Genomic DNA, 12,662 nt, shown 5'->3' with positions numbered 1-12,662 from the left:
TTAAACAGAAAGCCATGATTTTTATTCTCGTCCTTCTATTACTTGTTCTTTTAGTATTGCTTATTGATTGGATACCGCAATTCAATACTTGGCAAAGTCGTATTAAAATTGGTCAAGTTACCGATATCAAGCAATGGCAATCAGTCGTGACTCAAAAGTCGCAACAGTGGTTAAAAAAAACACCTACCATCAAATTGACGGATAACAGTCGGTTAATTATCATAGATTTGTTACGGGGCAATTATAAACGCGATGCTATTCAACATTGGCAAGAAGCAGCTTTGGTTTTAGGATTAACGGCTTCGTACGCTCAAACCAAAAATGAAAAGATAAAGGATCAGGTAGATGCGTATGTAAACCGAAAAATTAAGTCGGATGGCAACTGGGTAAATCCCATTACGGAAAGCGATGGGGTCATTTTAGGCTATGCCTTTATTCAAACGCCTTGGTTGGAACATCAACAACTTCAACCGGCTTATGACAGCTTGTGGCATTTAATCAAAGAACTGAAAGGCGAACATACTACCGTAACTTATAAACGACATACCCAAAAATTCCGCTATGTGGATACCTTAGGATTTATTTGTCCTTTTTTAATTGAGTATGGTCAAAAGTTCAAGGTGCCTGAAGCTGTTGATTTGGCAATTGCTCAAATTGAGGAGTTCAATAGGTATGGCCTGTATCCGAATCAATTTATTCCTTGTCATACGTATGCTACCCAAACGAAACTTCCCGTTGGTCTTTTCGGTTGGGGAAGAGGGTTGGGCTGGTATGCCATTGGTTTGATTGATGCGTGGCGAGCTTTGGACGATTCCCATCCTAAAAAGCAGGAAATGACCCAATGGGTGGAACAATTTGCTCGTATGGCGATGCGTTTTCAACGCGACAATGGCAGTTGGGGGTGGCTCATCCTACAAGACAGTTCTCGCAGTGATTCCTCTACTGCGGCTACGTTGGCTTGGTTTTTAACGAATGCGGCTATCCTTCCGTCCCTTGAAACAGCTTGTAAGCAATCAACTGAAAAGGCTTTACACTATCTGATGAAAGTCACCCGTCGTGACGGAGCGATTGATTTTTCGCAAGGTGATACGAAAGCGATTGGGATTCACTCGCAGGAATTTGACATTTTACCGTTTACGCAGGGTTTTGCATTGCGGACTGTCTCCACTTTACGATAAAATGAACTTTCTTTAACATTAATCTTTTTTTTCTGACAAAATTTTTCTTAACTTAGTACGGAAATTAATTTCTGCTACATGAAAAGAAAATTACTTTACCTTTTTTTATTTATTTACAGTTATAGCCAAGGACAATGTTTTGGGTCGTTACGCCACCCCGGTTATACCGTTTTGTCGGATGGGACTTTGTGGTATTGGGGATATGCAAATTCATTTACGGGTTTTGGTTTTCCTTTGGGTAGCCCAATCGTTTTTTTGCCATTTAATCAAATTGGGACTGATTCTGATTGGTCACAAAAATACAGTGCAGCTAGTCATCGTTTATTTATAAAAAATAACGGAGAATTGTGGGGTTGGGGAAATGCAACACAAGGTCAACTGGGTAATGGAACAAGTGGCACTAACAACTACTACACATCGCCAATATTGGTAAGCACAGAACATTGGATTGAAGTTGCAGGAAATGGGGCTCATTCTTTAGGAATTAAAGTTGATGGAACCCTGTGGGCATGGGGAAGAAATGACGTCCATCAATTGGGTTTAAACAGTACCGTAGGTCAAATTCTTATTCCAACACAGGTTGGGGTTGATTCTGATTGGTCAAAAGTGTTTTGTTCATCTAATGGTAGTTTAGCCATTAAAAGCGATGGGACATTATGGGCATGGGGAACAGCGGCATTTTATTCATTTGATTTTAATTCGAATGGTACAATTCCCCAACAAGTTGGTACAGACACAGATTGGATAGATGTTTATTGTACATACGGTCCCTATTTTGCTTTAAAAAGTGATGGAACCTTATGGGCTTGGGGACAAAATCCTACTTCTTATTATTCAGGTTTTTATGGAAATGGTTTACCGGATACAAATGATTATGAACACGGTCCTGTTCAAGTTGGAACGGAAGCTGATTGGATTAAAGTACGGAGTGCAGAAAGAAATGTTATTGGTTTAAAATCAGATGGAACAGTTTGGCTTTGGGGAGAAAATTGGTTAGGTGTTTTGGGTTTAGGATTGAGTGGTAGTCAGTATTCACCTCAACTATTAGGAATTCAGACTAACTGGGTTGATATTGGACTAAGTGGAAATATGTTTTATGCTTATAATAGCGATGGACAACTCTATAATTGGGGGTCTACTATTGACTATGACACCAATCAAACAGTTTATATTACTTCGCCTACGCCCTATGGAGAGCCGTGCCTTTTATCGATAAATGATGATAGAAAAAGTGACCTGCTCATTTATCCGAATCCTGTTGTAGATCAACTCACGATTTCATTAAAAAATACCACCACAGAAGTAAACAAACTATTTATTTACAACAGTTTAGGACAGTTAGTACTCGAAAATCAATTTACTCAAAATGAAATTTCCATTTCGGTCAGTCATTTGTCCAAAGGGGTTTACTTTTTACGTGTTGATCATGGAGAAGGTGTTGAGCAAGTAAAGTTTGTGAAGCGGTAATCTCATTCTTTAATTTCCCTCACTTGAGACTCTTTTTATGTAAATACAATAGTTTATATTTGCTTCCAGATTAAATGAAAAGGGCAAATTCAATACATGAACAACAATTCCCGTATAAGTAACTCTGTTAAAAACATTTCTTTTGGTTTGCTGACGCAAGGCACCCAAATGGTGTTGGGATTTGTGAGCAGAACCATTTTTATCCAGTACCTTGCTATTGAGTATTTAGGGGTAAATGGTTTGTTTACCAGTATTTTAACGATGTTGTCGTTGGCAGAGTTGGGTATAACCAGTGCTATTTTATATGCCTTGTATAAACCCTTGGCCGATCGAAATGAGGAAAAGATAGCGGCCTTGATTCGGTATTTTAAAAAAATATACCTTGTTATTGCCGGTATTGTGGCTGTTTTAGGACTTTGTATTTTGCCGTTTCTCTCGCAGATTGTCAATCATCCACCCCCCCAATTGGCTGCTGATTTACAAATCATTTATTTGCTGTTTTTATTCAATACGGTTGCTTCCTACTTTTTTTATTATAAAATCAGTTTGTTTCAGGCTGACCAAAAGAGTTATGTTATCTCTAAGCGAAACATTGTTATTTTTCTCATTCAGAATAGTTTACAGATATTGTCTCTGGTTTTGTTTCAAAACTTTTTGCTCTATCTTTCTATTCAGTTGGTATGCCAGTTAGGAGGAAATTTATACTTGTCTCAACTAGTTAAAAAGCATTATCCTTTTTTAAGTCAGTACAAAAATGTTTTGATCGAACAAGAAGTGAAAGATCAAATTTGGACTAATTTAAAGTCCACTGCCTTGGTCAAAATTGGAGGGCTTTTGGTGAACAACACCAGCAATATTGTGTTGAATTATTTTTCCGGATTAAAATCGGTGGGTTTATTATCCAACTATACGTTACTGATTGGATTGGCCTCTGGTTTAATCATGCAAGTATTTGCCAATTTAACGGGAAGTATTGCCAACGTGAATGTAAAAGAAACCTTAGAAAAAAAGCGACAAATATTTACCCTAGTTAATTTTGCCAACTTTTGGGTATATGGTTTGGCTTCGGTTTGTATCATTTTATTGGTAAATGATTTTATCACGGTATGGATAGGCGAAGGTTATGTGCTTTCTTTTCCCGTTGTTTGTGTGTTGGCTTTGAATTTTTATATGGTCGGGATGCAAAATGCCGTTTGGACTTTTAAAGGGACATTTGGTTTGTTTAAGCAAGGGCGTTGGTTGGTAATAGGTACTGCGATTCTCAATGTGACACTGTCATTTATTTTAGGCAGTTATTTTGGGTTGTTTGGCATTTTATTGTCCATTGCCATTGCTCGGGCCGTGACCAATGCTTGGTATGATCCTTATGTGGTGTTTCGATTGGCGTTGGAGCAAGATGCCGGGGAGTATTTTCGCAAGTACTTGGGTTATGTTACTCTTTTGGTCTTTATTTTGGCTTTTTTGTCCGGAATTTTTTATTTCATTCCGTTCACCGGTTTGTTTGGGTTGATTTTTAAACTATTTTTGTGCCTGATTGTCACGAATGGGGTCATTTATTTATTTTTCAGGCAATCGGCTGAAATGAAGTATTTACTCACCGTTTTTGGAGGCATGTTGGGTAAATTTACCCAAAAACTAAAACGATAATGTGTAAGCGGCCTTTTTATTGACTATGAAATTACTCTATATCACCAATGGGATTAAAGACCCGGGCGGACTCGAACGGGTTTTGTCTGTTAAAGCCTCCTATCTGGCCGATGAATTGGGGTATGAGGTGCATATACTCACCTTGAATAACCGGGGAGCAGTTCCTTTTTATACGTTTAGTTCAACCATTATTTATCACGATATAGCGGTAGGCGGACATCCGTTTGCTTATTTTAAAAGTTATCTCAGTGGTATAAAATCTAAAGTAAACGCCATTCAACCCGATGTTATTTTGGTTTGTGACGACGGACTTAAAGGCTTTTTTCTACCGCTATTGTTGCGAAAACCCTGTCCCATGTTTTATGAACGCCACGTTTCTAAAGTGGTTGAGTTGGGGGAACGCCCTTCTTTTTTTAAAAAAATAACGGTAGGGGTTAAGTTTTTTTTGATGCAGCAATTCGGAAAGACCTTTGATCAGTTTGTGGTGTTGACACCGGATAATATTAAGGAATGGCCGATGCGAAATGTACGGGTTATCCCCAATCCTTTGTCGTTTTATCCTGAAGCATCCTCAACGTTGACTTCCCAAAAGGTGATTGCGGTGGGTAAACAGGGATTGCAAAAAGGGTATGATCGGTTGTTACAAAGTTGGGTGGACGTGCAAAAGGTACATCCGGATTGGCAGTTGGAAATTTACGGTAAATTTGATGAGCGGTATGGTTTGGTTGAGCTTTCCCGTAGGTTGGGGGTTGACAACACGGTTACATTTTTTCCACCCGTAGCGGCTATTCAAGCCAAATATTTAGAAAGTTCTATATTTGTGTTGTCTTCGCGTTTTGAAGGGTTTGGCATGGTGTTGATTGAGGCGATGGCGTGTGGTGTTCCGTGTGTTACGTATGATTGTCCGTATGGTCCTGCCGACATCGTATCACATCAGGAAGATGGTTTGGTTGTTCCTAACAATGATATAGTTGCATTTGCGGAAGCACTTTTACACTTAATCGACAACGAAAAAGTTCGCCAAGCTATGGGCAAAGCAGCTAAACAAAATGTACGACGCTATTTACCGGAGGTGGTGATGCCTCAGTGGGATGAACTGTTTAAAAGGTGTAAACCATGAAGATTTTATTTAGTACCGACCAAATTTATCTTCATGGAGGGATTGAAAAAGTAATGGCAGAAAAAGCCAATTATTTTGCTGATGTGATGGGGTATGAGGTTTTTATTTTAACCACAGAGCAAAAAAACAATCCACCTTGTTATCCGTTAAGTAAAAATATTAGTTTGCTTGATCTTTCGGTTAATTATATTCGAACAAAAAGTTATTTTCATCCGTTGAATATCAGCAAAATTCCTACGCATTTTTCACGCTTTATCAAAACCATTGAAACTATAAATCCTGACATTATTATTACTTGTAATTATGCTTTTGATTTTTATTGGTTGCCTTTTACGTTTGTTTCTATTCCAAAAATTAAAGAGTTTCATTCTTCGCGTTATTTTGAAAATGAAATACGAAAAAAAACAACCGGTATCCGTCGTTTGAAATATCTCTTGAATGATTTTATTGAGTCTAAGTTTACCCGATTGGTTTTGCTCAATCCGGATGAATTAGATTTTTACCCTTCTCCCAACAAAGTTGTTATCCCTAATCCGATTACATTACGTGATCATTCCGATGTTCAAAAACGAAAAAAACAAGTTATTGCAGCAGGACGTATTGCTCCGGTAAAGCGATTTGATTTGATGATTGAAGCATGGAAAAAAGTTATTGCAGCCAGTCCTGATTGGCACTTGGTTATTTTTGGTGATGGTGAACCGGCCTATGTGGATTATTTACGGCAAATAATAGTTGACAATTATTTGGAGCACAATGTTTTTCTTCAACCCGCCACCCCACAATTACAGGATGAGTTTTTACAATCTTCGTTTTATTTAATGACTTCTAAAACAGAATGTTATCCGATGGTTTTGCTTGAGGCGATGAGTTGTGGACTTCCTATTGTTACGTATGATTCACCAACCGGACCACGAAACATAGTCACACACGAGTTTGATGGTTTTATTGTTCCGTATGATAATGAATCTGTATTAGTTGAAAAAATTGTATTTTTGACCCAAAACGAACCACTTAGACATGAAATGGGAATTAAAGCTGTTTCAAAAGCAGCTTCTTTTTCTGTTGAAAAAGTGATGGTACAGTGGCTTTCATTAATTAAGGAATTAAAACAAAAGCATTGAATACACTCATTCCAGTTGAATATTATTCCGCCGTTTATTTCAATATTTTATTGGCTTTTGTTTTGTTGGTAAGGGGTCAAGCTGCCGGAACTGAATTGTTTGATCAACAAAATCTCAGTACCAAGCGAGTAGTTGGAATTGTATTTCTCTTTTTTGTCATTTTGTTTATGGGTACGCGACCCATTAGTTTTACTTTTGCTGATATGGCGGTGTACGCTCTTGAGTTTAAAGACTATGCCAACGGAGCCCCATTGAACACCGACAAAGAAATTGTTTTTGGTGTTTTCATGAAGTTTTGTTCCGGTATCATGTCAGCCGAAGTTTTCTTTTTGTTGTGTGCTTTTTTGTATGTGTACCCGTTGTATTTGGCTTCAAAAAAGTTATTTAAAGACTACTGGTTTTATTCCTTGTTTATTTTGGTGATTTCCTTTTCATTTTGGGCGTATGGCACGAATGGCATTCGCAATGGGTTGGCTACCAGTTTGTTTATTTATGCCCTTTCCCGGGATAAAAAATGGATGACATTGGCTTTTATTGCCTTGTCTGTATCTATCCATACCTCGTTAATTATTCCCACCATTGCCTATGTTATTTCTTTGTTTAATAAAAATTTAAAACCCTATTTACTTGCCTGGTTTATCGCTATACCGTTGTCTTTTGCGATGGGTAGTTTTTGGGAGAACTTTTTTTTAGGTCTAGGTTTGATTGAGGAAGACCGTGTGATTGGTTATTTTTCGGATGATGAATCGTATTTGGACAATATAGTAGCCATTAAGGTTGGATTTCGTTGGGATTTTTTGTTGTATAGTGCCATTGGGGTGTTTGCCGGTTATTATTATATCTTCCGCAAGAAGTTTGAAGATGTCTTTTACCATCGTTTGTTTGCTATTTATTTGATGTGTAATACCCTTTGGATTTTGGTTATTCGGGCAAATTTTTCGAACCGATTTGCCTATTTGTCTTGGTTTTTATTGGGGTTGTTAGTGATTTATCCGCTTATTAAAGTAAAGATGTTTAAGCAACAACATGTGTTAATCGGCAGGATTATGTTGCTTTATTTTGCATTTACCTATGTGTTGAATTTTGTTTTAGGCAAATAGAAATTATGAAAAGTATAACTGTATTTACACCCGCCTATAATAGAGCCTATTGTTTACATTTATTGTATGAAAGTTTGGTGAGGCAAACCAATCAGGATTTTCATTGGTTAATCATTGACGATGGTTCTACCGACAATACTGAAGAAGTTGTCCGGCAATGGTTGGAGGAGGGTAAGATTTCAATGCAATACCACAAGCAAACCAACAAAGGAATGGTGGGAGCCCACAATACCGCCCATTATATGATGGAAACGGAGTTGTGTGTTTGTATGGATTCGGATGATTTTATGCCGGATAACGCCATCGAACGCATCCTTGCTTTATGGAAGGAGCATGGTTACCCGGAATCGGCAGGATTGGTTGGTTTAGATGCTTTTAAAGATGGTAAAATCGTTGGAACAAAGTTACCGGAAAACGTAAAAGAATGTAAATTTTCAGAATTGTATGTAAAGTATAACGTATCCGGAGATAAAAAATTTGTTCATAACCGAAAGGTGTTTAATCGCTATTTGCCCTATCCGTTCTTTGATGGAGAAAAATTTCCGATCACCAGTTATTTGTATCTTTTTATAGAGCAAAAGCATAAGATTTTATTGTTTAATGAAGTTTTTTGTATTGTTGAATATATGCCGGACGGTTTATCGATGAATTTATTTAATCAGTATAAAGAAAGTCCAAAATCTTTTGCCCATTACCGCAAAGCTAAAATGCAATTTGCATTAAATTATAAGGAACGGTTTAAAAATGCCATTCATTATGTTTCTTCTTCGCTGATGGCCAAAAATTTTAAATTTTTAATCGAATCCCCTTTTATATTAACCACTTTGTTGGCGTTTCCTTTTGGAGTTATTCTCTATTTTTATTTGATGAATACCAAAAAGAAAGCCATTTTAAAAACATGAGAACATGAAAGCAATAGTAGTACCCGGCGTTACGGATTTGAATAAAGGTGATCAAGCATTGGTTTGGGAAAGCCATCGCATTGCCATGGATACCCAGTTGTTTGAGGAAGTTTCCATTTTATCATTAGGTGATACAGAAGAGGAATACCAGCTTTTGTGTGCTCAATCTGAAGCGAAAGGCTACCGCATTATTCAAAATATTTTAAAACATCCCAGACGTGGGAAACATCCCAAAGGAGATGTTATCGGCGAAGGTGTTTTTTACCTTTTGTTTCAGGTTTTTAATGCAGTATCTGATTTATTTACTCGTGGTTTCCTATTACAAATATGTAAAAATAAATTTTTGACTGACTTGTTTTTTTCCAAAACCACCGCAAAAACGATTGATGAATTCAGAACTACCGATGCTATATTTGTTAAAGGAGGAGGATTTATACATGCCCATGGAGAAAAAACTGCACCGTATGTAATGTGGTTTTTTTTATTTTACATTAAACTAGGTATAAAATTAAACAAAAAACTTATCTTTTTACCCAATTCATTTGGTCCTTTTGAGGGTTTAACGGTGTCTACTCAAATCAAAAAAACCTTGAATAAAATGGATTTGGTCTTGGCAAGGGAAAATATTTCTGCCCAAAAAATTAGTGATTTATTGGGACAAACTATCAGCGTTTCTCCTGACTTAGGATTTTATTTAAAAGCAAGCGATGCCTCTGTAGGGAGAGCAGTTTTGAATCGTTACGGTTTTACTGAAAGTGATAAAGTAGTGGGTGTAACTATCCGACCGTGGCGATTTCCGGGTAAAGAAAATCCGGAATCGTTGTATGAAAAATATATTCATTCCGTTAAAGAATTAATCTTGCATATTGACCAACAAGGTTTCAAAGTAGCCTTTTTTAATCAATCGTTAGGACCTAATGCTCATGAGGATGACCGCAATGCTATTGAGTACCTTCTTTCAAAACTTGATTCTAACGATCGTGCTAAATTTGTTTGGGTGAATGAAAATTTTAATTGTGCCGACTTAAAATCAGTTTATTCCAACTTGCATTTTTTTATCGGGACCCGTTTTCATTCTGTTATTTTTTCCATGACATCTATAGTACCTTCCATTGCTATAGGCTATGGTGGTAATAAAGCTAAAGGCATCATGAGTGATTTTCATTTGGATGATTATGTTATTCAAATCGAAGATGTTACTCCAAATGATTTGATTACACGTTTTGATAAAGGCATAGCCGCTTATGCAAGTATCAAATCTCGCTTAACTGAAAATATCATTTTGTTAGAACAAAAAAGAGTAGCAGCAATTGCATTGATTAAAAAGGCTATTGCCTAAGGTCAAATGAAAAAAAAAATTATCAGAACTTCCACTATAGCACTTTCACTTGATGTTTTACTGAAAGGACAGTTATCTTTTTTGAATAAAACTTATGACGTTATCGCTATATCAGGTGAAGACGAACATTTAACAACTGTTCGACAGAGAGAAAATATCAGAACGGTTTCCGTTTCGATTCAAAGGCAAATTTCTCCTTTAAAAGATATCGTTTCTCTTTATCACTTGTATCGGGTTTTTAAAAAAGAAAAGCCTTATATAGTACATTCCATTACACCTAAGGCCGGTTTGTTGAGTATGATCGCGGCTTATTTTGCCGGTGTTCCACATCGGATTCACACGTTTACCGGATTAATTTTTCCTTCCAGAACCGGCATTATGAGACATGTTTTGATTATGATGGACAGGGTTTTGTGTGCTTTTGCTACACAGGTCTATCCGGAAGGTTTGGGTGTGAAAAATGATTTAATTCAAAATAAAATTACCAATAAACCACTTCGTGTTCTTGCAAATGGTAATGTGAACGGCATCGACACTGCTTATTTTTCCAAAGCCCATTTTTCATTTGCACAAAAGAATGCATTAAAGGAGTCATTACAACTGGGCGATGCTGATTTTGTATTTGTTTTTGTTGGTCGTTTGGTATCCGACAAAGGGATTAACGAGGCGGTGCGTGCTTTTACGAAGTTGCGAATTACCTATCCGCATGCTAAACTTTTGTTGGTGGGGCCATTGGAAAGTGAATTGGATCCGTTGAATGCTTCGACTTTGGAAGCGATTACGCATTGTTCAGGTATTCTATCGGTGGGTTATCAATCGGATGTTCGTCCTTATTTGGCCATTTCTGATTGTTTGGTTTTCCCGAGCTATCGGGAAGGATTTCCGAATGTAGTGATGCAAGCGGGAGCAATGGAATTGCCTTCCATTGTTTCGGATATCAATGGGTGTAATGAGATTATTGTTCCGGGGGCGAATGGGATTATAGTTCCTGCTAAGTCGGAACAAGCCCTTTTAGAGGCAATGGAGTTGATGGTGTCGGATGAGGCATTGCGGGAGCAATTAACAGCCAAAGCTCGTTTGATGATTGTGGAGCGTTATGAGCAGCGGGTGGTTTGGGAGGCGTTGTTGGAGGAGTATGAGGGGATGTAGGTTTTCGGTTGTCTGTTGTCTGTTGTCTGTTGTCGGTTGTCTGTTGTCTGTAGTCGGTTTTCTGTTTTCTGTGAGGTTTTGTGGAATGTGAGGGAGTTGCTGCGAAGTTACAAACTTCTCAGAGCAAGGGGGATGTAGGTTTTCGGTTGTCGGTTGTCTGTTGTCGGTTTTCTGTTGTCTGTTGTCGGTTTTCTGTTGTCTGTTGTCTGTTGTCGGTTTTCTGTAAATCTGTGAAAAGATAGGATGAATATTTTTGCACCATACGAAGGGATTCGTGTGGAAGCTGGGAATTTTGGATGATGAATTTTGAATGGAGGAAGACGTTTGATTTAGGTTAGCTAGGGTTGTGTTTGAGGATTTTGAAGATGGTTACGGAATTGAAGCTTCGTTTGAGGGGTCTGATTTTCTTTTTGTAGTTTTCTGAAAACCCAATAAAAACAAATAGTAACACTAGTTTCTCACCTATTAATTTTTCAGGTTTTAAGGTAATGTCTATTGTTTTGTCTTCTTTATCGTATACTACTTCTTCGCTGTAGGCGGTTTCAAAGGTATCTTTTATGTAATCCCAATTGGATTGAGCGACAGCCAAATGTACTTTTGAGGCTGTTTCGGGCCATTCGATGTCTTTGAGTAGTGATAAGTTAGTCAGGTGAAAAGTTTCTGTTTTAGCCTCCCACTTTCCGTTTTTTTTCAAGGTTTTATTCAAGGGTTTTGTTTTGTTTCCTTCAAAACCCACCAATAAGTTGACACCTTCCGACGTATTTAATCCGTTTTCAACGGTTCTTGCTCCTCTTTCATTGAGCAGGTCTTCCTCTAAAATTTCAAATAGCAATTTATTGGCTCTTCCGGCAGTGCTCACGTCTTTTGCTCTCATAAAAAAGCGATTGGCTAAAAAACGAAAGATTCTACTTTTTTTGGAAGCTTGACCAAATTCTTTTCCATGTTTTCTAATGGGGTCGAAAATCGGGTTGTTTTTGAATTCTTCTTTGGTTATACCGGGTTTTCCTTTCGTTTTTACGCGGTTTACCTTGTCTTGGTCAACGTAAAAGGTAAGGTCTCCTATGGTTCCTGTGATGGTAAAGGGAGCTGAAACAATTGCCATGGTTTTATGATTTAGGTTTTCAAATATCTTAAAATGATTTTGGATTTGCAAGGGGGGGTGTCGGTTGTCGGTTGTCGGTTGTCGGTTGTCTGTTGTCGGTTTTCTGTTGTCGGTTTTCTGTTTTCTGTTATATGTGATGTTTTGCAGGGAGTTTGGGATTTGCTGTGAGGTTGAAAGCATTGTAAATCAGGGAGTTAAAAACTTTAAAGAGTAGTAGGTTTAACCACATATTTTACGAATTAAACGGATTGGTTGTGGGATGTATGTTTTATGTAATATATGAGTTTTTTTGTGGAATATAGGTGTGTTGCCTGAAAAGTCAATCGGGATGTTGTGTGTCTATATCATTATTGTACCTCCTAAATGAGCATTAGCATCTAAGAAACAGTAGACGTCTAGGGTATTAATATAAGGATGATAATCTTGTAAACTCATTTTTAATACAATTAAACGCTAAATAAAAGAACACAGATTTTTAAAATTGTAGAAATTTCAAAAATCCGTGTTCAGAAAATTTATTATTTTGATTGTTGGAAT

General features: G+C 37.4%; 10 protein-coding genes. 9 read left to right on the top strand and 1 reads right to left on the bottom strand.

What is annotated here, in order from left to right; all coding sequences use genetic code 11:
* Window positions 1–14 precede the first annotated feature (14 nt).
* The 9 genes from EQG68_RS14610 to EQG68_RS14570 all read left to right on the top strand — a co-directional run bounded on the left by EQG68_RS14610 (window position 15) and on the right by EQG68_RS14570 (window position 11,023).
* Window positions 15–1,178 carry a glycoside hydrolase family 88 protein gene (locus tag EQG68_RS14610; protein ID WP_129465631.1) on the top strand — a complete coding sequence of 388 codons (1,164 nt, stop codon included), beginning with the start codon at window positions 15–17 and terminating at the stop codon, window positions 1,176–1,178.
* 78 nt (window positions 1,179–1,256) lie between these two features.
* Window positions 1,257–2,645, top strand: a complete 1,389-nt coding sequence (locus EQG68_RS14605) for a T9SS type A sorting domain-containing protein (protein ID WP_129465630.1) — start codon at window positions 1,257–1,259, stop codon at window positions 2,643–2,645.
* Window positions 2,646–2,741: 96 nt separating this feature from the next.
* Entirely contained in the window at window positions 2,742–4,292 is a 1,551-nt protein-coding gene (locus EQG68_RS14600; RefSeq protein ID WP_129465629.1) for a lipopolysaccharide biosynthesis protein, read from the top strand.
* Between the two features lie 25 nt (window positions 4,293–4,317).
* Entirely contained in the window at window positions 4,318–5,412 is a 1,095-nt protein-coding gene (locus tag EQG68_RS14595) for a glycosyltransferase family 4 protein (RefSeq protein ID WP_129465628.1), read from the top strand.
* Window positions 5,409–6,533, top strand: coding sequence for a glycosyltransferase family 4 protein (locus EQG68_RS14590; protein WP_129465627.1), 1,125 nt, complete (start codon window positions 5,409–5,411; stop codon window positions 6,531–6,533). The genes EQG68_RS14595 and EQG68_RS14590 overlap by 4 nt, the downstream gene beginning before the upstream one ends.
* A complete protein-coding gene (locus EQG68_RS14585; protein ID WP_129465626.1) occupies window positions 6,530–7,633 on the top strand; it encodes an EpsG family protein in 1,104 nt (367 codons plus the stop codon). The genes EQG68_RS14590 and EQG68_RS14585 overlap by 4 nt, the downstream gene beginning before the upstream one ends.
* Before the next feature lie 5 nt (window positions 7,634–7,638).
* Window positions 7,639–8,535: a glycosyltransferase family 2 protein gene (locus EQG68_RS14580; RefSeq protein ID WP_129465625.1), complete on the top strand. Its 897-nt coding sequence runs from the start codon at window positions 7,639–7,641 to the stop codon at window positions 8,533–8,535.
* A 4-nt stretch (window positions 8,536–8,539) separates the two neighbouring features.
* Window positions 8,540–9,874, top strand: a complete 1,335-nt coding sequence (locus tag EQG68_RS14575; protein WP_129465624.1) for a polysaccharide pyruvyl transferase family protein — start codon at window positions 8,540–8,542, stop codon at window positions 9,872–9,874.
* Window positions 9,875–9,880: 6 nt separating this feature from the next.
* A complete protein-coding gene (locus tag EQG68_RS14570; protein WP_129465623.1) occupies window positions 9,881–11,023 on the top strand; it encodes a glycosyltransferase family 4 protein in 1,143 nt (380 codons plus the stop codon).
* A gap of 334 nt (window positions 11,024–11,357) precedes the next feature.
* Here the strand turns inward: EQG68_RS14570 and EQG68_RS14565 are convergent, their stop codons facing one another.
* Window positions 11,358–12,125 (bottom strand): hypothetical protein, encoded by a 768-nt coding sequence (locus EQG68_RS14565; RefSeq protein WP_129465622.1) that lies wholly within the window; start codon window positions 12,123–12,125, stop codon window positions 11,358–11,360.
* Window positions 12,126–12,662 lie beyond the last annotated feature (537 nt).

It is taken from the genome of Flavobacterium piscinae (genome assembly GCF_004122145.1).
GTDB lineage: Bacteria > Bacteroidota > Bacteroidia > Flavobacteriales > Flavobacteriaceae > Flavobacterium > Flavobacterium piscinae.
The sequence above is the reverse complement of the archived record's forward strand: the minus strand, read 5'-3'. Positions and strand labels throughout refer to the sequence as shown.